This window comes from Amycolatopsis sp. NBC_00438, from assembly GCF_036026695.1.
In the GTDB taxonomy this organism is placed as follows: domain Bacteria; phylum Actinomycetota; class Actinomycetes; order Mycobacteriales; family Pseudonocardiaceae; genus Amycolatopsis.
The window spans coordinates 5,526,069-5,547,931 of record NZ_CP107923.1; the positions used below are offsets into that span (position 1 = coordinate 5,526,069).

General features: G+C 69.6%; 23 protein-coding genes. 21 read left to right on the plus strand and 2 right to left on the minus strand.

Annotated elements, in window-relative coordinates; genetic code table 11:
* The first annotated feature begins 325 nt into the window (after nt 1-325).
* The 15 genes from OG494_RS24340 (at nt 326) to OG494_RS24410 (ending at nt 12,819) form a co-directional block, all read left to right on the plus strand.
* Nucleotides 326-2,383 (plus strand): ParB/RepB/Spo0J family partition protein, encoded by a 2,058-nt coding sequence (locus tag OG494_RS24340; protein WP_328442822.1) that lies wholly within the window; start codon nt 326-328, stop codon nt 2,381-2,383.
* Between the two features lie 130 nt (nt 2,384-2,513).
* Nucleotides 2,514-3,470 carry a PP2C family protein-serine/threonine phosphatase gene (locus OG494_RS24345; protein ID WP_328442823.1) on the plus strand — a complete coding sequence of 319 codons (957 nt, stop codon included), beginning with the start codon at nt 2,514-2,516 and terminating at the stop codon, nt 3,468-3,470.
* Nucleotides 3,467-4,456 (plus strand): bifunctional DNA primase/polymerase, encoded by a 990-nt coding sequence (locus OG494_RS24350; protein ID WP_328442824.1) that lies wholly within the window; start codon nt 3,467-3,469, stop codon nt 4,454-4,456. Before OG494_RS24345 ends, OG494_RS24350 begins: the two co-directional genes overlap by 4 nt.
* Before the next feature lie 15 nt (nt 4,457-4,471).
* Entirely contained in the window at nt 4,472-5,191 is a 720-nt protein-coding gene (locus OG494_RS24355; protein ID WP_328442825.1) for a hypothetical protein, read from the plus strand.
* Nucleotides 5,192-5,381: 190 nt separating this feature from the next.
* A complete protein-coding gene (locus tag OG494_RS24360; protein ID WP_328442826.1) occupies nt 5,382-5,690 on the plus strand; it encodes a hypothetical protein in 309 nt (102 codons plus the stop codon).
* Nucleotides 5,691-5,992: 302 nt separating this feature from the next.
* A complete protein-coding gene (locus tag OG494_RS24365) occupies nt 5,993-6,346 on the plus strand; it encodes a hypothetical protein (RefSeq protein WP_328442827.1) in 354 nt (117 codons plus the stop codon).
* 52 nt (nt 6,347-6,398) lie between these two features.
* Nucleotides 6,399-6,998, plus strand: coding sequence for a hypothetical protein (locus OG494_RS24370; protein ID WP_328442828.1), 600 nt, complete (start codon nt 6,399-6,401; stop codon nt 6,996-6,998).
* Entirely contained in the window at nt 6,991-7,248 is a 258-nt protein-coding gene (locus OG494_RS24375) for a hypothetical protein (RefSeq protein WP_328442829.1), read from the plus strand. The genes OG494_RS24370 and OG494_RS24375 overlap by 8 nt, the downstream gene beginning before the upstream one ends.
* A gap of 155 nt (nt 7,249-7,403) precedes the next feature.
* Nucleotides 7,404-7,820: a hypothetical protein gene (locus OG494_RS24380; protein ID WP_328442830.1), complete on the plus strand. Its 417-nt coding sequence runs from the start codon at nt 7,404-7,406 to the stop codon at nt 7,818-7,820.
* Nucleotides 7,813-8,250, plus strand: coding sequence for a hypothetical protein (locus OG494_RS24385; protein ID WP_328442831.1), 438 nt, complete (start codon nt 7,813-7,815; stop codon nt 8,248-8,250). Before OG494_RS24380 ends, OG494_RS24385 begins: the two co-directional genes overlap by 8 nt.
* 177 nt (nt 8,251-8,427) lie before the next feature.
* Nucleotides 8,428-9,462, plus strand: a complete 1,035-nt coding sequence (locus OG494_RS24390) for a DUF4192 domain-containing protein (RefSeq protein WP_328442832.1) — start codon at nt 8,428-8,430, stop codon at nt 9,460-9,462.
* Nucleotides 9,463-9,809: 347 nt separating this feature from the next.
* On the plus strand, nt 9,810-10,100 hold the full coding sequence (locus OG494_RS24395; protein WP_328442833.1) for a hypothetical protein: 291 nt from the start codon (nt 9,810-9,812) through the stop codon (nt 10,098-10,100).
* A gap of 55 nt (nt 10,101-10,155) precedes the next feature.
* Nucleotides 10,156-11,199 (plus strand): DUF4192 domain-containing protein, encoded by a 1,044-nt coding sequence (locus OG494_RS24400; protein ID WP_328442834.1) that lies wholly within the window; start codon nt 10,156-10,158, stop codon nt 11,197-11,199.
* Between the two features lie 402 nt (nt 11,200-11,601).
* Complete coding sequence (locus OG494_RS24405) at nt 11,602-12,105, plus strand: single-stranded DNA-binding protein (protein WP_328442835.1); 504 nt, start codon at nt 11,602-11,604, stop codon at nt 12,103-12,105.
* Nucleotides 12,106-12,222: 117 nt separating this feature from the next.
* Nucleotides 12,223-12,819 carry a hypothetical protein gene (locus tag OG494_RS24410; RefSeq protein ID WP_328442836.1) on the plus strand — a complete coding sequence of 199 codons (597 nt, stop codon included), beginning with the start codon at nt 12,223-12,225 and terminating at the stop codon, nt 12,817-12,819.
* A gap of 79 nt (nt 12,820-12,898) precedes the next feature.
* Here OG494_RS24410 and OG494_RS24415 read toward each other — a convergent pair whose 3' ends face one another.
* A complete protein-coding gene (locus tag OG494_RS24415) occupies nt 12,899-13,510 on the minus strand; it encodes a hypothetical protein (protein WP_328442837.1) in 612 nt (203 codons plus the stop codon).
* An 806-nt stretch (nt 13,511-14,316) separates the two neighbouring features.
* Between OG494_RS24415 and OG494_RS24420 the strand changes: the two genes are divergently transcribed.
* The 5 genes from OG494_RS24420 (at nt 14,317) to OG494_RS24440 (ending at nt 19,382) form a co-directional block, all read left to right on the plus strand.
* A complete protein-coding gene (locus OG494_RS24420) occupies nt 14,317-15,585 on the plus strand; it encodes a hypothetical protein (protein ID WP_328442838.1) in 1,269 nt (422 codons plus the stop codon).
* Between the two features lie 64 nt (nt 15,586-15,649).
* On the plus strand, nt 15,650-15,871 hold the full coding sequence (locus OG494_RS24425; RefSeq protein ID WP_328442839.1) for a hypothetical protein: 222 nt from the start codon (nt 15,650-15,652) through the stop codon (nt 15,869-15,871).
* A 504-nt stretch (nt 15,872-16,375) separates the two neighbouring features.
* Nucleotides 16,376-17,545 carry a tyrosine-type recombinase/integrase gene (locus OG494_RS24430; protein ID WP_328442840.1) on the plus strand — a complete coding sequence of 390 codons (1,170 nt, stop codon included), beginning with the start codon at nt 16,376-16,378 and terminating at the stop codon, nt 17,543-17,545.
* On the plus strand, nt 17,542-17,883 hold the full coding sequence (locus OG494_RS24435) for a helix-turn-helix domain-containing protein (RefSeq protein WP_328442841.1): 342 nt from the start codon (nt 17,542-17,544) through the stop codon (nt 17,881-17,883). Before OG494_RS24430 ends, OG494_RS24435 begins: the two co-directional genes overlap by 4 nt.
* Nucleotides 17,880-19,382: a hypothetical protein gene (locus tag OG494_RS24440; protein ID WP_328442842.1), complete on the plus strand. Its 1,503-nt coding sequence runs from the start codon at nt 17,880-17,882 to the stop codon at nt 19,380-19,382. The genes OG494_RS24435 and OG494_RS24440 overlap by 4 nt, the downstream gene beginning before the upstream one ends.
* Nucleotides 19,383-19,751: 369 nt before the next feature.
* On the opposite strand, the gene OG494_RS24445 is transcribed toward OG494_RS24440, so the two are convergent.
* Nucleotides 19,752-21,560, minus strand: a complete 1,809-nt coding sequence (locus tag OG494_RS24445; RefSeq protein ID WP_328442843.1) for a vWA domain-containing protein — start codon at nt 21,558-21,560, stop codon at nt 19,752-19,754.
* An 82-nt stretch (nt 21,561-21,642) separates the two neighbouring features.
* Between OG494_RS24445 and OG494_RS24450 the strand changes: the two genes are divergently transcribed.
* Nucleotides 21,643-21,825: a hypothetical protein gene (locus tag OG494_RS24450; RefSeq protein WP_328442844.1), complete on the plus strand. Its 183-nt coding sequence runs from the start codon at nt 21,643-21,645 to the stop codon at nt 21,823-21,825.
* Nucleotides 21,826-21,863: the final 38 nt, after the last annotated feature.

Below are 21,863 nucleotides of genomic sequence, written 5' to 3' on the forward strand. Positions count from 1 at the left end.
CAGGGCTGGCAGAGAGACGCGGAAAGTGTTTCTGCGCTGAGAAAAGCGGGTGCGGGTGTTCCGGTCAGTCCGACGCACTCTAGCGGAGCCTGGCGTCAGCGGAAGCCCGCCCCGTTCACGACCTCGGCAGCGGATGGGCAGAAGTGGGGCGGGCTTGCCGCCGACGCGGGCGGCCCCGCTCGGGCGAGTGCGTCCCGACCGGGACACCCGCACTCCGCTCCTCTCCACCGCGACGCGGTGATGGAGAAGCACGCGGTGCGGGGTTCGTGGCCGGTCACCGGATTCGTTTCCGGTGACCGGCCGGCCCGTGTGAAGGAGCACCTTCGTGACCAGCACGATGGACCTGCCGGCCCAGCGCGACACCGACGACACCGCCCCCACGACCACGCCGGACACCGACCTCACCACCTCCGAGCTGGACAGTGCCGCCACCGGCCACACCACCCCCGACAACGACTCGTCCTCGACCGACGTCGAGGACACCCCGCTCGACGAACTGTCCGACCAGGACCGCGCGGCGCTGCACGCGCAGTGGGACGCCGAGATCGACACCATCGTCTGGGTCGAGCCGGACAAGGTGCTGCTCGCCGAGAACGTGCGCACCGACAACGCCGAGGCCGACGAGGAAACGACCGCGAACTTCAAGACCCACGGCGTCAAGACCGCGGTCAACGGCTACCGCGACTACGACACCGGCGCCGTCGTGGTCACCGAAGGCCAGCGCCGCGTCCTCAACTCCCGGGAAGCCGGCTGCACGGTGCCGGTCTGGATGAAGACCCCGCCGCCGGCCGACGAGCGCAAGGCCACCATCGACCGGATCGTCAACCAGTTCATCGAGAACGACCCGGCCCTGCGCAGGTCCCTGACACTGGCCGACACCGCTCGTGCCCTGCAGCAGCTCGCCGCGTTCGACCTCAAGCCCGCCGGGATCGCCCGCAAGCTCGCGCTGGGCAAGAAGGGCAAGACCTACGTCGAGAACGTCCTGCAGGCCGGGCAGAGCCAGCTGGCGCTCAAGGCCACCGAACGCTACGACCTCGATCTGCTGCAGGCCGCAGTCATCGCCGAATTCGACGAAGCAGGCGACACCGAAACGGCGAAGGAACTCATCCTCACCGCACGTCAGGCACCGAACAACTTCGCCCAGCTCGCCGAGCGCAAGCGCACCGAACGCGCGGACAAGCAGCGGCTCGCGGCCCTGACCGAGGACCTCACCGAGGAACTGACCGCCGCGGGCGTCACGATCTTCGACGAGAGCCTGCCCGGGCACGACGGGGACGCGCGCTCGCTGGACCGGCTGCGCCCCACCCCCGGCCACGAGCTCCACACGCAGCTGAGCGCCGAGGACCACGCGTCCTGCCCGGGACACGGCGCCTGGATCGAGACCGAACACCACGACGAGCAGGGCAACCAGATCCCGGTGGCCGTCTACGGCTGCGCCGACTTCCTCGGACACGGTCACGCCCTCAGCTACGCCCCGGCCGGCCGCGCGGACTTCACCCCCGTGCCCGCCAGCACCGGCACCTCCCTCGACCACGCATTGTCCGAGGACAATGACGAGGACGCCGCCGAGCAGGCCGATGAGGTCGCGGCCGCGCGCGCCGCCCACGCCGCCGCCGAACTCGAGCGCAAGAAGGCGGCGATCATCCGCAAGTGGGTGATCCAGAACAACAAGGACTGGGACGCGTCCGCGGTGCCGCGCCGGGAATGGCTGGCCGGGCTGGTGCAGCGCAGTACGGCGCCCAAGGGCGCGCAGCTGTTCCTCGCGCTGCAGAAGGCCGAAGGCGGCTACGCGCTGCGGCGCGCGTTCGAGCGCAACCACCCGCTGGCGATGACACTGTTCGGCCTGCGGAACGGGGCCACCCTCGCCGACCTGACCGCCAAGGTCGCCAAGGCCCCCACCGCGGGGAAGGCCACCCTCTACGACCTGGTCCTCACCCTCTGCGCGATCGAGGCCGACCTGTCCCGCAACACCTGGCGCAGCCCGTGGGGCTCGGCGCGGGCGTACATGGCCGCGATCATCGGCTGGGGCTACCCCGCCTCCGATGTGGAGCGGAAAGTGATCGACCCGGAAACCGAGCAGGAGGTCATCGCCGCGCAGCTCGGCGCCCTCACCACCGACGCGCCGACCGACCGCGGTGCGACCGGCGAGAGCGACGAGGCCGACGGCGCTGAGGCCCCGGAGGACGTCTCCGATCTTGCCGAGGTCAAGGACCCCACCGACGACCCCACCACCGGGATCGACGACATCGACGACGCGAGCACGGCCGACCAGAGCGACACGGCGGCCGACCACTCCGTCGACGCCGCCGACAGCGGCACCGATCAGGAGCCGGTCGAGCAGGACACCGAGGCCGAGGCGGAGCTGGTCGGCGCCGCGATCTAGCCCAGACCGCACTCGGTTCCACACCAGGGGCGGGCCCGCGCGCTACAGCCGGGCCCGCCCAGCTCCTGCCCCGTCGTCCTCGCCTCCCGCCGGGCTCGCCGCCAGCCCCGCGCGTGAACGGAGTCCTTCGATGCACCCACACCTTCCCCCGGTCTTCAACACCATCCACCGCACCAGCACCTACGCCGCCGGGCACCACCCCGTCTGGCCCTACGCTCCGCTACCACCCGGCCCGTGCTGGACGCACGCGACCTGCCGGTGTGGCTGGGCCGAAATCGCCGAATCCCACAGCGACGCCCGCGCCCTGGCCCGCCACCACCGCCGCTACGCCGCCGAGCACCCCACCTACCTGCCCGGGTCGGCGCTGCGCGTCGGCGGCCGCACCCACCAGGCCGACGCCACCGGCACCCACGTCTCCACCACCGGCGCCCGCCACGGCTGGGCTCTGGCCGACGGCATCGGCGACAGCGTCCTGGCCGCCCACGCCGCCGGCAGTGCCGCGGCCACCGCCGCCTACGTCGCCGCCGAGCGCGGTGCCGTCGCCGGGCTGCTCGCCGCCACCGGCACCCTCGCCACCGTCCTCCGCGGCGACACCGTCATGGTCGTCGCCGCCCCGCTCCCGCCCGAGCGCGGTGGCGGGTGGGACATCGCGTGGGTCGGGGACTGCCGCGCCTACGAATACGACCCCGACGCAGGCGTTCTCACCCCGCTCACCGTCGACCACACCGAAGGCCAGCAGCTACGCGACAGCCTCGCCGAGCACTACCGCGACCGGCCGCAGGACCTCGAGGAGCTGGCCGCCGGGCGGGACAACGTCGTCACCAGCTCCGTGGCCACCGCCGACCACGGCTCCCTCGGCCACGTCACCACGTCCGGGCCCCGCCGTCGATTGCTGCTGACCAGCGACGGCGTCCACAAGCCCGTCCCGCACGCCTCCCTCGCTCGCGCGTGCCGCACGTTCCGCGACCCGGCCGCATGCGCGAACCGGGTGACGCTCGCCGCACGGTATTTCGGCGGCACCGACAACGCCGCCGCCATGGTCATCGACCCCGTCCCGGCCCCGGTCGCGGTCGAGCTGGTGCCATGAGCGCTCCCACGACGGCCGCACAGGCAGCCATGCTCGTCACCGGCACCTCCAGCCTGCTCGGCGCTGCGCTGGACGCCGCCGGGCGCGGATGGCCGGTCTTCCCGCTCGCCCCGCGCAGCAAGAGGCCCGCCATTCCCGACTGGCAGCAGCGAGCTACCTGCGATCCCGAGCGCATCCGCCGCTGGTGGTTGCGTCATCCGTTGCATAACGTGGGCATCGCCTGCGGGCCCGCGGGGCTACTGGTGCTCGACCTCGACGCCGCCCACGGACCGATCCCCATCCACTGGGCCCGCCGCGGCGTCACCCACGGCCGCGACGTCCTCGCCCTGCTGGCGCACCAGGCCGGCGAACCCGACCCGGTGGACACGTTCACCGTCGCGACCCCACGCGCCGGCGAACACAGGTTTTTCTCCCGGCCGCCCGGATCGCGACTGCGCAGCACCGTCGGCGCCCGCGGCCGCGGACTCGGCTGGCACGTCGACACCCGCGGCCCCGGCGCGCTCGTCGCCGCCCCGGGATCCGTCGCCGTCGTCCACGGCATGCCGGTGCCCTACGCCGTCACCTGGGATCTCCCGGTCGCCGTCCTGCCCGGCTGGCTGGTCACCGCCCTCACCCCGCCACCGGCGCCGCCGCCGCCTGCGCATCCGCCGCCACCGCTGCCGGCGACCAGCCGCCGGGTCACCGCCTACGTCCAGGCCGCCGTCACCGCGGAATGCCGCAACGTCGCCACCGCCACCGAAGGCCACCGCCACATCACCGTCTACGCCGCCGCAGCAGCCCTCGGCCAACTGCACGGCAACGGCTGGATCAGCGCCGCCGCGATCACCCACCACCTCACCGACGCCGCCCGCCACCACCTCGGCGTCGCCGACTTCGACATCCGCGAACTGACCACCACCATCCGCGACGGCATCGCCGCCGGCCGCGACAACCCCCGCACTCTCACCGACCGCCCGGCACCCCGACCGCGACTCGCCATCCGCTGAGAAAAGAGACCCGCCATGCCCGAAACCGCGTCATCGGATCCCGCCGCCACCCCCACCACACCGGAGCTGGTCTGGCTCTGGCAACGGCAACCGGACAGCACCGACCTGGAAAAGGTCCTCATTCCCGCCCACCTGATTCCCGCGGGCTGGCTGCCGATGCTCCAGCACCGCTACGTCGAAGGCGACCGCGTCGGCTTCGCCTGGGACGGGGTGCACCAGCCGGGCACGGTCGTGCAAGACCAGGGCATGTACCTGGCTATTACCGGCGATCGCCCCGGCTCGGGATTCACCATCCACAAAACCGACGTCCGCCCGCGCGACACCGAACCCGCCGCACCGGCTGGCCCGGTCGTCGACACCGCGATCGACCCGCACCGTGATCCTGCTGTTCGTCGGGAGGGCCTCACCGCGACCGCGTACTGGAACCTCGGCCGCCCAGCCGCCGACGGCTGGATGCCCTGGGCGCGGCTGCACATCGCCTTCCAGCCCGACATCGGGTTCGTCGCCACGCTGTCCAGCGTCGAGCAACTCGACCAGGCCGGCGAACACCGCGAACGTCAGCGGCCGCTCGACCCGGTCGTCGTCCATCACCACCCGACGCGCCGCCCCAGCCACCACGCCGTGCGCACCTGTCTGCACGACGCCATCGCCGTCGTGGTCGCCGCGGCCGGGCAACGCCAACCGGTGGTCTGTGCCCACTTCGTCCCGACGCTGGCCGCTGTGCACGAGAAGTAGACAGCCATCGACTGGTGACCGGGACGCCGCGCAGCGTCCCGGTCACCAGAAAAGCACGGCGCGGCCCGGACCTCGCCAGGGTGCCGATCCACTGTCTGGTTGTGGTCGCCCGGGCCGCGCCGTGCTCGTGAGGCCCCGTTCACCACCGGCGGCCTTGCCCGCCGGCGACCGACCGTTCACGGAGGGACGCATGACGGAGCCGACGATCCACGTTCCCGAGGGATACCGCAAAACCCACCTACGCGATCTGTGGGCCCTCGCCGACTGCCGCGAGTGCGGCGGCAACGGCGAGTACCTGGTCAGCGACGACACCGATGAGCCATGGGACTCAGAGGAACCGGAACCGTGGTACCCGCAGCCCTGCGATTGTTTGTGGTCACCGCCGCCGGAGGCCTTGCACGCACTCGACGCCGCGGACGCACGCCTGCGGCGTCACCGGGAGCGGATGCGTGAGGTCTTCGACGCGATCGGCCCGCGCCAGGTCGGCGGCACGTACTAGTGCGGCTACTGGCGTCGCTGGTACATCGTCGAGTCCATCGAGATCCGGTTCCGCAACGGTGATCTGGCCGACCCGACCTGGTCGATTACCGCGCGCTGCGTCACCGGCGAACGCGGAACGCACCGCTCGCCGTGGGATCCCCGCTGCGACAGCACATCCTTCCTCCCGCGGCTGGCCGGTCCGGCTCCAGTGCCGCCGGAACTGCGCTACCCCGCCGCGGTCTCCTGCCGGTGGTGCCGTTCTCGGTTCGCGCTCGTCCGCGCCGTCCACCACGCATTCTGCGCCCACTGAAAGGAACTCCGATGTTCTCAGCTTCTCTGCCCGACGTCCTCGGCCGCGCCGTCGGGCCCGCATCCTCTCGCCGGACCGCGAACGCCGCAGCTGACCGCCGGCTCCGTGTCCTGCGCCGCCGCGACGAACCAGTTCGCTGGCACGGACGCGATGAGACGGCCCGCGTGTACGTCCTCCCGGGCCGCACCGTCATCGACGTGCCGAATCGGCCTTGGCCGGTCGGCCGCCCGGAGGACTGCGACGACCAGACCTCGACCGGGCTCTGGTTCGACGCCACCGGTACACCGCAGCCGGACCTGGCCGACCGCGCCGCGGCCGACGGCGTCGCCCTCCTGTGCCGCCGATGCGGCCTGGACTGCACCTGACACCCACGCAACAACAACGCCCGTTCCCTTAAGACACAGGCAGGTGAAGCCGATGCCCAACGACATCCAGCCGCACAACCTCCCCGCCGAGGTTCTCCGCGTCGACGAAGGACTGGTGTGCGGTGACGACCAGCCCTACTTCCCGGCCCAGCTCGGCGAACTGGAGGTGGCATTGATCGACGACCGCGGCCGCCGCTACTACAAGGTGACGCCGCGGTCTCGTCGCATCGTCACCGAGTGGATCGCCGTCACCGGCGAAGCCACCTCCGACCATCTGCGTTTCCGCTGGGACGGCGACGACCTGATCGTGATCGACGACGCCAAGCTCGTGGACGATGAGGATCCGACGAGCGGCCCAGCCGTCGAACGCATCCGGCCCGATGCCGACGATCGGTACACCTTCCAGACGTGGGAGTGGCACGTGCACGACGCCGCCGAACACCGCGACGACACCACGCGCGCCGCGCTGGCCCTCCTGGCGACCGACGATCCGTCCCAGATCGACACCATGATCCGCTACCTCGTCGAGAACACCTATCCCGCACCGGATCCGCAGACCTTACGGGACATCCGCGCCCAGCACCGGACACTCGGGGATTTTCCCGCAGCACCAGCCGCCGACAGCGACTCCGAGGAGGCCGACGATGAGTAGCGACTATGCCGGGATTCCGGCGGGATGCGACGTCACGCTGGCGCACCCAGGCGAGGAGGCCGGCCGCGAACTGCTCACCGACGGCGACTTCGCCCTCGTTCTGACCGATGACAACAACGACACCGTGGTCACCGTCGAGGGCACCCCCGCCGAGCTGCTCGACTTCGTGCACCGGGCTCGCCAGGCACTGGGACAACAGGTGGACCTTGGCGACGGCGGCCGAAGCGTCCCTGGCCGTCGCCGCGGCTAGGCACTCCGGTCGGCGCGGACGACCACCGCCAGCACAGCACACCCGAGCCCTCGGGCGCCGGCTTACCGCGCCCCGTCGCCTGCGTACATCAGCGCCCGAGGACCACGGGCGTGCTCGGAAGGACGGGTTCACCCGCATCCGACCCGGAGGTACCCGTGACCACATCGACCGTCCACACCACACCGTCCGACGATTCCGACTCGGTATTCGAGCGGGCGTGCCTGCTGATCGAAACCGAACTCGGCGGACGCCGGCTCCCTCCGGAACCCCGAACCTGGGTAGACGACCTCGCTCGCACCCGGCAGCACAAGACCGCGTTCATCACCGCGGTCTGGAACACCTGCTTCCCGTCGGGTCTCGTGGAGGCCTGCCGGGTCGTCGAGACCGTCTATCCCTACCTCGGGCGCGACGGGCTCTGCACCGACGCCGCACTCACCGCCGCCTGGAACGTTCTCGAACCCGACGCGCACACCTGGCCCGAGAAGGTGCAGAACGAGCGGCGCCGCTTCACCGACGACTGCCTGAACCGCGCGCTCGCCGAGGCGAACAGGGCGGTGACCGATCATGTCTGAGGATCGGTTGTGGCTCACCGCCTACGACTGGAGCCGCTCCTACGTGTTACCCGAGTCGGTCGCCTGCAACATCCCTCACCGCGGCAGCCTCAACGACTACGGCGCGTGGAACGACGCGCGCGGTGTCCTGGTCGAGCTGTGCCGCGCGTTGCCCGCGACACCGATCTCGCTGCTCTACGACGAGCCCGTGCAGCGCCGCAACCGGATGCGTATCGCGATCCGGATCACCGCGCACGCCCGGCGCGGCGACGGGCAGGACGTGCGCGTGATCTACCGCAGCGAACGCACCGACACCGCCCCCTGGCCGGACTTCTGGAGCGTTGCGGTCAACGGATTGATCCCCGCCTCCGGCCGGGGCGTCCGGCGGCCGTCGCCGCCGTGGATCGCCCACACCGCCGCGCACACACTGCGCACCGAACTCCGCCGCTGACTCGTCGCTCTTCCCGGTCCCCTCTTGTCCGCGCGCTTCCCCTTCTGGACGGGACGCTCTTGCGACGACACCCACCGGCGACGTCGCGGATCTGCCGGTGGCCGATCCGGCCGCCAGCCACCGTCACGTCGATCCCGCTCACACCGATTCGTCCACTGTAGGCAGCGAGGTTCCCTGATGCCCAAACCGATGTTCTTGACCGACGAGGATCTCCTGGCCGCCATCCCTGCCCTGATCGGGTTCGTCCCCACCGACTCCCTCGTGATCGTCGCCGCAGTCGTGCACGCCGACGGCACCGTCCGCCTGGGCCGAACCGCCCGATTCAACCTCGACCTGGCCATGCGGCTCCCCCTTATCGTGGTCACCACCCTCAGCCGCGCGCTGGGAGACCAGCCCGTCCAGCGACTGATCGGCGCCGTCGTCCACGACAACACCAGTGACACCAGGAATCTGCCCTACCGGGCTCAGGTGCAGAAGCTCACCCACCGGCTGCACGAGGCCGGATTCGCCAACATCGAGCTCCTGCACGTGCCAGCTTTCGCCGCCGGCGCAACCTGGTCGTGCTACGACGTCGCAGACCACACCGGCACCCTGCCCGACCCCGCCAGCTCCCCGGCCACCACCCAACGCGTACTCCGAGGCGACCGCGTCTACGGCGACCGCGACACCTTCCTGGCCCAGTTCGTTCCCCTGCCTGCCGACGTCCGCGAGGGAATCGCAACCTTGGCCGACCCAATCGCCGAGGACGTCCAGGCCGAAGAACTCGCCGGTGACTTCCCGCGGCTGCGCCGACGCCTACGGCGGATCGACGATGCGGTCACCGCCGCCACCCACGGCCGGCTCCCCACCGACCCGCCCGAGATCGCCGAACTGATCGCTGCCCTGTCCAGCTTTCTCCTGCGCGACATCCACCTCGTCCAGGACACCGAGCCGCGATGCGGGGCGGCCCAGTCGCTGTGGCTGCACCTGTGGCGACACGCCCCCGCCCGCTACGCGCCCACGTTGACCGCGCTGACCGCCGTCACCGCATACCTGCACAAGGACAGCGGCGTCGCCGGCCTCATCATCCAGCGCGGTCCGCGCCCCACAAAGCTCACCCAGCTGGTGCACCGATGGATGCGCGAGAGTGTCGACTTCACCGCTGTGCACAACGACATCAGCGACGTCGCAACGCAATTGCGAGCAACACTGAACGATTCCGCCGAGAGCTGACACACCAGCCAGGAACACGAGGAGATCGGCCCTCCGGCCCCGTGGCGCCCGGGGGCCTAGCCCCTGCGACCGGTCGCATCCAGCGCGGGTGAACCGCCGCCACGGCACTCTCGACCGTCCATATGCGACCTTCCCCGCCTGGCCGACCGTCCCGCTGACGATCCACAGCCAGGTGTCCAGCCGGGGCTTCCCTACCCGGTCCGGGGCACCACCCCCGAGGGCCGGTAGCGCGGCGCGCGCCGAACACCCAACGCTGCGCTACCGGTCCTCGCCTCGGCCCGCGCTACCGCACCGACCGCCCAAGGGCGCGGCGGCCCCACTCTCTGCAGCTCCCGAAAGGATCCACCGTGTCGTCCACTGAAGCGCTGGTGTTCATCGCCAGCAAGCACACCAGCCCCGCCCGCCGTCGGGTCCTGTGGCGCGTCAGCGTCGCCGACGCGAAAAAGATCTGCAGCGACGCCCGCACCGCGGGCAGCAACTACATGCTCTGTTTCACCACCGCCAACATCGACGATCCCACGTCATTCGTGTACGTGCCCGACAACGGCCGCCACGCCGAAGTCCTGCGCGACCACAGCATTCGCGTCATCCGCGCACACGCCACCGCGCAGACCATGCCCGTCGAACCCGGCCGCTGATCTCTCGTCCCCACCGACCGTCCGTGCTCGCTCGTCTCCGAAAGGACACTCGTCGATGCCGCTCACACTCGCCAGCACCAGCCTCGCCGTCGCCAGCATCCCGGCGCTATTCGGCTTCGCTCCCGAGAACTCCCTCGTGCTGATCACCACGCTCACCAACGACGATGGATCGGCCGGGACTGGCCCGCTCATCCGAATCGATCTCACCAGCTTCACCGGCCATGCCGACTACTGTGTGCGGCACTTCAACCGGCAATGCGCCGACCTGCCTGTGTCCTGCGTGACCGGCGTCGTCATCCGCACCGTCGACGAAGCCGCCGACAGCGGCAACTCGCTTCCGCTGCGCGCCGACGTTGACGCCGTCATCCAGCAGCTGGCCGAACACGGATTCGTCGACGTCGACGTCGTGCACGTGCCGGCCGTCGCCGAGGGCGCCCGCTGGCGGTCCTACCGCGACACCGACCGCACCGGTGTCCTGCCCGACCCCGCGACGACGCCGGCCGCGGCGGCCGCCGTCGCCGCCGGACACTCCACGGCCGCCAGCCGAGAAGCCCTCGCGGGACGGTTCACCCCCGTCCCCGAGTCCCTCCGCGCACGTCTGCAGCCTTGCATCGCCGACGCCATCGAATCCGCCGTCATCGACGAACGCTGGCATCTGGCCGCGCACGTCCGCCTGGCCCGCGCCGACGCCGCCATCCGGGCCGCCGCGCACGGTGAGCTGCCCGCCGATGATGCCGACATCATCGATCTCGTCGCGACCTTCGCCGTGCCCGCGTTCCGCGACGCCCTGCTCGCCGTGCCCGACCACACGACGCACCTGGCCGCCGAGAACCTGGTCCTGCACCTGTGGCGCCACAGCTGCGACCCGGTCGCCGGCCATCTCGCCACCGCTGTCGCGGTGTACGCCTACCTGCGTGGCGACGGAACCGTCGCGCGGATCGCGCTCGAGCACACCGGCCCCGAACAGCCCCTGGCGGGTCTGCTCTCACACCTGCTCGAACTCGCTGTCGCGCCGTCGAAGGTCCGCGACATGATCCGCAACGCCAGCGCTGACGCTCGCCGCACCCTGCTGAGCGAGCCCGTGCCTGACCAGGCATGACACCCACCCCTCCTCACCGTTCGCGCCGGGCGGCCGGAGCCATTTGGTGCGAGGCATCGGCAGTGGTCAACGGTCCGCCACAGGCGCAGGGGCGTCGTCGGCGGTGGTGCGACGGCAAGTCGGTGTCGCCGGGCGCTGGCCTCGCCTGGCTCGCTGGGTCGTGGATCGCCCGAAGGTAAGCACACCCCGGCCGGGGCCAGTGCGTCCCCGAAGCCCGGCCCGATCCGCCCGGGTGAACCAGCCCCATCACCTTGCCGAACTCCGATGCCGGTCGTGCCGTCGGCTGGTTCACGCCGGGCGGATGAGCCAGGGCCGGGGACGTCGCCTCACGGCGACCCCCGGCCGCTGCGTGCTCAGGCTGCGCCGCGTTCCACACTCCAACGAGCACCAGGGAGACACACCATGGCCGGCGAGACCACCATGACCATCATCGGCAACCTGACCGACGACCCGACCAGCCGCTTCTTCGACAGCGGATCGTTCGTCACCAACTTCACCGTCGCCTCGACCCCGCGCAAGCTCAACCGCGCCACCGGCGAATGGGAAGACGGAGACGCGCTGTTCCTGCGGTGCAACGCCTGGGGCCAGCTCGGCGAGAACATCGTCAACAGCCTCCGCAAGGGCCACCGCGTCATGGTCCAGGGCCGGCTGCAGCAGCGCAGCTACACCGCCAAGGACGACGAGAAGCGCACCGTACTGGAACTCAACGTCGACGAGGTCGGCCCGACGCTGCGCTACGCCACCGCCGAGGTCACCAAGAGCACCAAGCCCACCCAGGCCAAGGTCAACCCCAACCTGGTCACCAGCACCCACACCGCCCCGGCCGAGGACCCGTGGACCGCGGACGCCGCACGCGACCTGGTCGGCGCGACCGCCGGTGGCTTCAGCGACGAGCCGCCGTTCTGATGAGACCCGGTGTCCGGCCGGACCTTCCCCGCCGGCCGGACACCACCCTCAAGGCCGGGGCCAGCCTCACGGCTGGCCCCGGCCTTTCCCATGCCACACCACGCCGCGGAGGCCACGATGCCCATCACCACCAACAACCGTTCTTCCACCGAACCCGATGCGACGATGACGAACCGGGCCGCGCGCAAGCGGCGACTGCGCGCCTTGGCCCAGAAATCACCCTTTGGGGTAGCGGAATCGCTTTACGCTCAAGTCATGAGCAATCGTTACGGCGTCACGATCCCCGGGCTCGTCCTCGCCGGAGGCACCGGCTTCTACCTCGGCATCCAGCCCTTCGGCTACATCGGACTCCTCGTCACACCCTTCACCGACCCCGCCGGGCTGCTCGCACTCCCCGGCGCGCTCCTGTTCGGTGCGCTCCTCGGGTGCATCGTCGCCTACCTCAGCCGCCACCGCATCAAGCCGAAACTCGCCCACCGCTACCGCATCGGCGCCATCCTCGGCGCTTCCACCCTCCCCGGCTACCTCTTCATCGGGCACTTCCCCGGCGCCGAGAACGGCGGAGCGGCCAGCCAATGGGCCTTCGGGATCGCGTTCTGCAGCGGCATCGCTGCGATGATCGTCTACTACCAGCGACGCAAGCGCCTCGCCCTCGCCCGCCAGGCCCGGCGCCTCGCCCAGCACCAGAACCACCAGCCGACCGCGACGCGCTAACCCGCCGACACCACGCGAGGGGCGGTGGCACCTGACGGTGCCACCGCCCCTCGTTTCGTGCCCGGCCAGCCCAGCCGAATCACTCTGCTGGAACGCCCGCCTCCGAATCTCGTGTGGGCGGCACGACCTGCTCGTCCACGGGCGCCTCAACAGCCCGCTCGTCACCCGAGGGTGCCGCGTCCACCGCTGCCGCGCGCGTGAACTCTGAGGCACTCTTCTGGCCGACGTCCGACGCTGCCGCCGCGCTGCGCGACAACGCGGTGACCGACTTCGCCGAGATCCCCAGCAGCGCCGCCGCCTCTGCCGCCCCGACATCCGCAGCACGGATCTCGGCTACCGAGGTCGCCATCACCGCGCGCCACTCGCCGATCTCCATCTCCGCATCCGCGCGGACCTGCTCAGCCTGACGCTCGAACTCCGCGACCTTCACTGCGCGCTGCCGGTCCAGCTCGGCCAGCTTCCGATCCAGCTGCGCCCCCAGCGCGCCGATCCGGTCCTCACGCCGGCGCTCCACCGCCTCGATCGCCGTCACCGCCTCCGCGAACGGCCCCAGCGCCGCATCCACCCGCGCCTCGTTCTCACGCTCGCGCTCCAGCTGCTCGACGCGGCGACGCCGCGCCGCCTCCAGCCGCGCCAGCGTCGCCGACGACCGACGCTTCCGCACCGAGCTTGCTGTCTGACGTTCAACCATGACGCACCTCCCGCGCGGGGAGGGCTGCGGTTCTACCACCCAGCCTACCCGCGGTACCGGCGCCACCGCGCTGCGTCGGCGGCGCAGCGCCGCAGCCCCCACGCCGCCGACAAGCCGACTGGCCGCAGCTGCCGCGTTCACGACGACGGTCAGTCAGTGAGAAGAAGGGGCGCGGTACCGCCGCAGCAGCCCCGGAGGGCCACGCCAACGGAGTGGCGAGTGGCAAAACTCGCGGCGGCCCGCTAACACTCCGCCACAAGGCCCAAACAAGCCCACGGAGCGCTGCCAGCAGCATACCCGCAGGTCAACGACGACTTCACTGACGGGTCAAAGGTCCGTTCCAGCCGGCCAGTCATCCGTTTCTAGAGCACAACGATGACGGGCACCTTCCCGTGTTCTCGTTGCGTCCGCGGGTGGTGGGTGGCCCCGAAATTGTATCGGTCGTCCCCCCAAATACAAGGGCACCCCAAACTATTTTTGACCGAAAAGCGTGGCCAAAAATAGTTCGAGGCCCCACCCTTGCATTTGGGGCCCCTACTCCCTTGGGCAGACATTAAGGGCAGGCCGGGGGCCTGCCCTGGTTGCTTCGGGGCCACCCACCACCCACTCAGCACGAGGTCACCTCTACCGCACCAACCAGCCACACTAGGCGGACACTAGCCCCTGTCGGCCACACAGAACCACTCAAACAGCATACCCAGGAAATTCGAAGTAGCTTAATTTCCGTCGCCTCAAATAAGGGAAAATAGGTTCCCCGGAATCGCATTTCAAGTGGAAATGCGTCAAGTCGGACGGTACTATAGGAATTGCAAGGTGATCGGGAGGGCAAACCCGAAAACCTTCACAAATCCCAGACAGGAAAGTTGGATACCATGGTTTCGACCATTCACGCCAAGCACCGCCCCAGCATCGAACGCGCGGTGCGCGCCTTGCAGGCGCAGCCGCCGCGCGTCCGGCCCGCGTTGCAAGAACTCAAGCGGGTGTTCACCCACAGCGGCGCGAACCCGCCCGCGATCCTCACCGCGTGCGCGACCTTGCTCAACACCGACGCCGCAGTCAGCGGTGACATTCTCGCCGCAGTACGCAACGTCCACGCCGAGTGGGACAGCTACGGCGACGCTGAGCGCGAGCTGTTCAACCAGTGTGTCTGGTCCAGCGAGACCCGCCGGGCCGTCGCGGTGACCGAGGTCAACGACGTGACGGTGATGCTGCGCGAGACCCCGCCCCGCGTCGCCGACGCGCTCAACGGCCTGCGGTGGCTCAACGCCCAGACCCAGTACGCCCACCAGGCCGTGTTCACCGTGTGCGGAACGTTGCTGAAGAACCCCAGCGCCGACCACCCCGCCATTGTCGAGGCCATCAAGACCGCACACCAGTTGTGGCCCAGCCTCGCCGAGGACCTGCGCACCCTGGTCATGGCGTGCGTGTACGCGAGCAAGGCCCGCGCCGCACACGCCCGCGCCCGCACCGCCGCCCGGCAGCAGACCACCGAAGCCGAGTCCCCCGACGTGCACCGGTGCGGCAACTGTGACGGCAACCTCGCCGGACTCCCCGAAATGCGGTACTGCTCCGATGCCTGCCGCACGGAAGCCGAAGCCGCCGAGCGCCCGACCGACAGCGAGCACACCACGACCGTGCCCGCCCACCGGATCGCCGCCCGGCATGAGCCGATCGAGCGGCGCGCCGCGCGCCGCTACGTCGACAGCGCAGCCGAGCCCGACCATGACGAGCAGTGGCGCGAAGTGGAGCAGGCGATCCCGTCCGCCGGTCTCGTGCGCAAGAACGAAAGCGGTGTCGACGCCTACGAAGCCGAGCGGCAGCGCCACGGCGACCTTGACGACACCGGCGACGTCCTCAGCGAGCTGACCGGCTATGCCCTGTCCGATGAGGATTACGAGCGGCTTGCCTTGCTCCCGGTCGCGCCGGGCGGGTTGTGCGCGGCGTGCAACCTGGAGCGCACCCCCAGCGAGCAGCGCACCCCGAGCACAGATGACCGGTGCGAGATGTGCTGGGACCGGGACGTGCCGCCGCTAATCTCGTTCGCGCCGTCGCGCGAACTCGCCGCCGTCGCCTGACCGCCCGCCGTATGCGGGGGCACCCGGACCGGGTGCCCCCGCCCCGAAACCAGGAGCCGCCACCGTGCGCACCTTCCACGACTTCCTTGCCGACCTCGACCGCGAGTTAGCCGCCGCCGACATGATCGCGACCGACGAGCCCGCCGCCGTCGCATCGTTCCTGCGCGCGCTACTCGCGTGCGACGTCCAATCCCTCACCACCGCCAAGGGCGACGCGGTCGACGTCGTTCCTGCCGCCGCCATCCGTCGCGAGCTGGATCACCTCTCGCAGGACAGCCCGAGCTAGCGACCGTCCACACACGACAGCGGCCGCCGATCTTACGATCGGCGGCCGCTTTGCTGTGTCGGCACAGCCCGGGGACCGCGCCGGCGCCGGCAGACGGCGCCAGGGGCGCCTTAGTGCAGGCGCCGGCGCTCGACCCGAAAATCGGTCACCACCACCACGCCCCACCAGCCCGCCCGGCCGCCGCACCCCGCCCACCACCACACCCAGCCCCACACCACCCGACCGCCCACTCACCCCGCCGACCACGCCACCGCCCCCACCTCACCCCAGCCTGCCCCTACCCCGCACGCAGCACGTCTTGCAGACGTTCTGAAACCAGGTCGAATCGCATCTGATGCGAACACGCGCCGCGCTGCACGCGGCGGTAATGCGGGGTTCGAGGAGCCCGCAGAAGAGGGCATCGACACGGCCTTCGGGACCGAAGCGTAGTGCAGGCCAGGACGGCAGAGCGCAACGCCGCGCCGCAGTCGCGCCGTGCGGCACGACCAGCTACGATCGCATCAGATGCGAGATCATCGCACCGAACGCGACCAGGAAAAGGCGGGTTCCTTGGAGCCGGACGATCGGTTGGCGGGCTCGGCCGGCCTGCACCTGGCCGCGGGGGTGCCGCTTCTCCATCCGGAGGAGCTGGTGTTCGCCGCGATGCTGGACGGCTGGCGCAACCAGCTGCTGGCCCGGAACCTGGCGCGCTCGACGGTCGCATCCGCACAGCGGGTGGTCCGGCAGTTCGGCGAGCACTGCGCCACGTACCCGTGGTTGTGGACCCCGCAGCTGGCCGACGAATGGTTCGCCGACCTTCGTGCGGTCCGGCACCTGTCACTGTCCACAGTGCGCAACTACCAGGGAGCGCTGCGCGGATTCGGTGCGTTCGTGACCGACCCGGCCTACGGGTGGGCCGTCGAGTGCGAGCGCCGGTTCGGCACGCATCCGGTGCAGGTGATCAACGAGGTCAACGCCGCGGTGCACGTCGCGGACTCGGAGGCGGACGCGAGCAAGCGCGCGTTCAGCCGCGCGGAGCTGCAGGCGCTGTTCGACTACGCCGACGACGAGGTCGACCGAAAGCGGGCGGTGGGCCGCAAGGGCTGGCTGCCAGCGTTCCGGGACGCGACATGTTTCAAGGTCGCCAACGGCTTCGGGCTGCGGCGCAACGAGACGCGGATGCTCGACGTCGTCGACTTCGGACGGAACCCGCACGGTCCGGAGTTCGGAGAGTACGGAGTGCTCGACGTCCGGCACGGGAAGGCGAAGAAGGGCTCGCCGCCGAAGCGGCGCAGCGTGCTGTGTGTCTGGGAATGGGTCGCCGAGGTCGTCGAGCAGTGGTCGACCGAGGTGCGGCCACTGCTCGGCGTGGACGGCAACTCGGCCCAGTGGCCCTCGGAGCGAGGCCTGCGGATAGGGAACAAGCAGCTCAACCGGCAGCTGGCGACCTACCGCGACGCGGTCGGCCTGGACCCTGCACTGGACTTCCACTCGCTGCGCCGCTCCTACGTCACGCACCTGATCGAGGACGGCTGGGACCCGAGGTTCGTGCAAGAACAGGTCGGCCATGACCACGCGAGCACGACCTCGATCTACACATGCGTGTCCTCGGACTTCCGCACGAGAACGCTGCGGCGGGTGCTGGATGGGACGATCAACCGAGCTCTGGGGCTGGGAGTGAGGAGAAGTCGATGACGGGCAAGAAGCGGTCGGTCAGCTACAGCTGGCGGCTGCGCGAGATCATGGCCGAGAACGGCATGTACCAGACCACCGAGCTGGTGGAGCCGCTGCACGAGCGCGGCATCTACCTGTCGGTCTCGCAGGTGCACCGGCTGGTGACCGGCACACCGGAACGGTTGTCGCTGCAGGTTCTGGCGGCGTTGTGCGACATCTTCGCGACCGCTCCCTCGGAGCTGATCGTCACCGACGCGGAGAACGTCGGGATCCGCAAGACCGGCACCGCAGACCGTCCTGGCCCGGCCGAAGTCGCCGAGCTGCGGCCGAGGCGCGCCCGGATCACCAGCACCGAATGACCCGTTCCAGGGAGACGTGCTCCCGCTGCGATCTCCCGATCTGCACCGACCGGGAGAAGATGAAGCTGCGTGACACCCGGTTGCGGATCCGGATCCGCTGGCCCGAAGGCCCGGTCTGCGTGAAGTGCTACGACGATGCTGTGCACACGCGAGGACGGTGCGGCGGCTGCAACGTCGACCGGCTGCTGCCCGGGATCGGCCCTGCGGGCGCGAGGTTGTGCACCGAGTGCGCGGGCGGTCTCGGCGACTTCACGTGCCTCCGATGCGGCCAGGAAGGACCGCGCTACCGCGCCGGCGAGTGCGCGCGGTGCGTCCTGTCCGAGCGGCTGGCGGCCTGTTTGGACGATGGAACCGGCGCGATCCTCCCCGCCCTGGTGCCGTTCTACGAGTTGTTCCGGGTGATGCCCCGCGCTCGCGGCGGTCTGCTGTGGCTGTCCAAACCGCACATCCCGCCGCTCCTGCGCGCGCTGGCCGGCGGCGACGTGCCGCTCACCCACGCCGGGCTGAGCACACTGCAGCCCTGGCGAGCGGTGATCCACCTGCGCGATCTACTCGTTGAAGCCGGTGTCCTGCCGCCGATCGACCGTTTTCTGTTCCTCCTTGAGCAGTGGCTCCCCGGCTGGCTGGCTTCGATCGAGGACCCGCAGCACCGCGGTGTGCTCGAGCGATTCGCGACCTGGCAGGTCCTGCGGCAGCTGCGGACTACCTCGGCAAAACAGCCCATCAACTCCGGCCGCGCGAACCTGGCCCGGCACGTCCTGCGGACGTCCGCGCAGTTTCTGACCCACCTCGGCGAGAACGACCGGCACCTCGGTGACTGCGGCCAGGCCGACATCGACCTCTGGTTCGCCACCGACCTCGGCCGCGCGGAGCACTCCCGCGCCTTCCTGCGCTGGTGCGTCAGTCAGCGCGAACTACCCCGCTTGCGGCTCCCGCCCGTCGCGAGGAAGACTGGGGCGCGCCTCAGCCAGTCACAGCGCCTGGCGTTCATTCGGCGCGTGCTCACCGACGCATCCATTCCGCCGGCCGACCGGGTGCTCGCGCTGCTGATCCTGCTCTACGCACAACCACTGGTGAAGATCGCGCAGCTGACCGTCGACGACGTCCTGCGCGAGCACGACCAGGTCCTGCTCCGGCTCGGCGACCCGCCGATCCCGGTGCCGCAGCCCTTCGCCGACGTGCTGCTCGACTACGTCGCCGACCGCCCCAACATGTTCTCCGCCACCAACCCGAACAGCCGATTCTTGTTCCCCGGACGCCGCGCCGGGCAACCGATGCACACCACGTCCCTGCGCCTGAGACTCCGCAACCTCGGACTGCCCAACCTCGACGCGCGCACCGCCACGATCCGCCAGCTGCTGCTCGAAGCCCCCGCCGCAGTCGTCGCCGGCATGCTCGGCTACCACATCGGCACCGCCGAAACACTCGCCATCCAAGCCGGTTCCACCTGGACCCGCTACGCCGCGGGCGACCACCAACGACCACAAGGAGCGCGATGACCGTCGATGACACCACCGGATCCGATAACCCCGCGCGCGCGTGAGCACGGCCTGGGAGGACGACAACGAACTGCTCAGCGTGTTCGGATCGCTCGACGCGGACACCTGGTGGCCGACCGGCGACGGATTCTGCACCCAGCGTGTTGACGAGGACCTTGAAGGCAATGACCGCGGACGGCCTGCTCGCCCCGGCACCAAGAGCCCGACGTCGTTCCGCCGTCCGTGGAGTACTCGTTCACCCCGGCGACCGGAGAGGCACGCGAAGCGACGCAGCCCAATGGCGGCTGGGAGACCCGGCGCTCCGATCCCGTCGCGCGCGCTCAGTCGCGCCGCCAGGAGCATGCAGTCATCTGAGAGAACCGGTTCCGGTCACTTCGCATGGGTGACAAGGTAGGGCAACAGCTCGTCCCTCCCATTCCAGGCGTGGTCGTCAAGACAGTGGACTCGCACCTCGACGCCGGCTTGGCGACATCGTTCGAACGCGGCCACGTCGTCGTCGTTCCACACGCCATCGGTGATCAAGTGCAAATGGAACTCACGCAGACGGGGTGTGCAGCGGCCCACCAGGTCCAGCCATTGCTCGACCGCGTCGCAGAGATCCTGCGATCGTTTGCCCGGGTCGAAGTCGAGGCCCGACATCTTGATCTCATGCGCAGTCAGCTCCGAAATCACTCTCAACTGCGGCGGCCCGCCAAAGGTGCCCAGGAGGAGCAGATCGGATCGCAGGATTCTCTCGATATGTCCTGGGGGCGGATCATCGGTCAGCGTCCGTGTCAGCTTCTCGAGACAGCCTTGGGCGCCACGCTTCGGCATGCTGCCGCTGACGTCGGCCACGACGAAGGTGATGCGCAGCCTCGGGAGTTCTCGCCATAGTTCCTCCAGCCACAGCCTGGTCTCCACGGCTGAACCGGTGCCTGGCGCGGCTGCCTCGGCTACACCGATCGACGTGGCGCCCGCTGCTTGGATCTGCAGGCGATCGGCTCCTGTGACCGGGAAGTATGACATGCCGAGGATGCGCCGCGGCCGCCATTCCAGAAGTGGAAAGACGGCACCTTTGAACTCCTGTGGCCCGTAGTCGGCGCGTGCTTTGGCTTCAACCGCGAGCAAAACCGGTTCGGCAGCCGAGCCGGGTGCGAAGGGATCACCGCGACGTTCAGCCAAGGTGACGAGCATCTCGGGGCGATCGCGCGTACCGGGGAACAGACCTGCGGGCGGGGATGACTCGTACTGGTAGTAGCAACGAATTTCGCCGCTTTCAAGCGCCTCGGCTGTTGCGATCGGAGCCGGGTTCGTTGATCCGGCCTTGAGGTTCCAGACGCCTTCAACGAGGACCGGCGTCCACTCGCGGGTGCCATAGCTATCAAGGACGACACTCAGCGTCCACAACTCGAACACCTGCCATCGAGCTTTCCAGTAGGGCAGCTCAAAGAAACTCTTCAACTGTTGGACAGTGACTTCACGGAAACAGCCGGCGAGATCCGGCAGTCCGCGACGGAGATAGTCGGAGACGTAGTCCCGCTCGTGAGGACATGTATCCCGGCCATCCTGTCGCGAGGTCACCGTTTCGACCCACCTAGGCAGCCTATCGGCAAAGAAGGAAAGGTCATCGTGCGCGGCGTGCTGCGGTGACAGTGCGATCGAGGCGGACGCTACGCGAAGAAGCCGCTCAAGTCGGCTGAAGTCTCCCGCCGTACTGGGGCGACAGGCCTGACAGCTCGCGGCCTTCGTAACGTCACCGGTCAAGCAAGAAGGCTTCCAATGAAAGTCGTGCAGAGAGAAGATCGGAGTTCCCGACGGGAGCAGCGCGAGATCGAACTCCGTCGCCGACACTTCTTCGAGGACTTTCCTCTCGTACGCCTCGTAACGAGCAGGGTCAAGGTTCATCGACAGTAGCTGCGCATCCGTCACCCGCACGGTGAGGTTAGCCGTCGACTGGACGTCGCCCAGCTTCCCGAGCCACTCGTACAGTTCACGCACCATCGCGGCCACCGGCGCGATCGCCGTGGTCAAGGCGGCGAGGACTTCGCCAGGCGGTACTGACCTCAATGCTGACGCCAGATCGTCACCGGGGGCCACGCCGAAGCGTTTCCGCAGGTCATCGGCCAGCTCAGTTTCGCCCGACGAGTCGCTGAGCTGGAGTACGGCCAGCAGATCTTCGACGGACGCGAACTCGGTCATGCACAGACTCTGCCAGAGGACCAGATACCATGGGTGAGCGCCCACAGTCGACGCATCACCAGCTGGAATTTGAACCCTTGCGTTGTCCGTCGGCTACGGGGCCGAGGTGATACAGGCAGGCCTGCTCGACGACACCCAGCCGCTACGACCGCTGCAGCAACCGCAACCGTCGACGATGGGCCGCTACAACACGGCCCTGCAAGCCACACTGACCGGCGATTTCGGCTCGACGCAGACGTCACCAGCACGCGATCTTTCGTGGTGACGAAACACTACGACTGCGGCTGAGCTCGGGCGAAATAC

Bases quoted from the DNA above. Each gene is read 5' to 3' on its own strand.
- OG494_RS24360 (WP_328442826.1), top strand. From the start codon at position 5,382: ATGACGGAGCCGACGATCCACGTTCCCGAGGGATACCGCAAAACCCAC.
- OG494_RS24355 (WP_328442825.1), top strand. From the start codon at position 4,472: ATGCCCGAAACCGCGTCATCGGATCCCGCCGCCACCCCCACCACACCG.
- OG494_RS24345 (WP_328442823.1), top strand. From the start codon at position 2,514: ATGCACCCACACCTTCCCCCGGTCTTCAACACCATCCACCGCACCAGC.
- OG494_RS24415 (WP_328442837.1), bottom strand. From the start codon at position 13,510: ATGGTTGAACGTCAGACAGCAAGCTCGGTGCGGAAGCGTCGGTCGTCG.
- OG494_RS24445 (WP_328442843.1), bottom strand. From the start codon at position 21,560: ATGACCGAGTTCGCGTCCGTCGAAGATCTGCTGGCCGTACTCCAGCTC.
- OG494_RS24405 (WP_328442835.1), top strand. From the start codon at position 11,602: ATGGCCGGCGAGACCACCATGACCATCATCGGCAACCTGACCGACGAC.
- OG494_RS24390 (WP_328442832.1), top strand. From the start codon at position 8,428: ATGCCCAAACCGATGTTCTTGACCGACGAGGATCTCCTGGCCGCCATC.
- OG494_RS24435 (WP_328442841.1), top strand. From the start codon at position 17,542: ATGACGGGCAAGAAGCGGTCGGTCAGCTACAGCTGGCGGCTGCGCGAG.
- OG494_RS24365 (WP_328442827.1), top strand. From the start codon at position 5,993: ATGTTCTCAGCTTCTCTGCCCGACGTCCTCGGCCGCGCCGTCGGGCCC.
- OG494_RS24350 (WP_328442824.1), top strand. From the start codon at position 3,467: ATGAGCGCTCCCACGACGGCCGCACAGGCAGCCATGCTCGTCACCGGC.
- OG494_RS24400 (WP_328442834.1), top strand. From the start codon at position 10,156: ATGCCGCTCACACTCGCCAGCACCAGCCTCGCCGTCGCCAGCATCCCG.
- OG494_RS24385 (WP_328442831.1), top strand. From the start codon at position 7,813: ATGTCTGAGGATCGGTTGTGGCTCACCGCCTACGACTGGAGCCGCTCC.
- OG494_RS24410 (WP_328442836.1), top strand. From the start codon at position 12,223: ATGCCCATCACCACCAACAACCGTTCTTCCACCGAACCCGATGCGACG.
- OG494_RS24440 (WP_328442842.1), top strand. From the start codon at position 17,880: ATGACCCGTTCCAGGGAGACGTGCTCCCGCTGCGATCTCCCGATCTGC.
- OG494_RS24370 (WP_328442828.1), top strand. From the start codon at position 6,399: ATGCCCAACGACATCCAGCCGCACAACCTCCCCGCCGAGGTTCTCCGC.
- OG494_RS24375 (WP_328442829.1), top strand. From the start codon at position 6,991: ATGAGTAGCGACTATGCCGGGATTCCGGCGGGATGCGACGTCACGCTG.
- OG494_RS24430 (WP_328442840.1), top strand. From the start codon at position 16,376: ATGCGAGATCATCGCACCGAACGCGACCAGGAAAAGGCGGGTTCCTTG.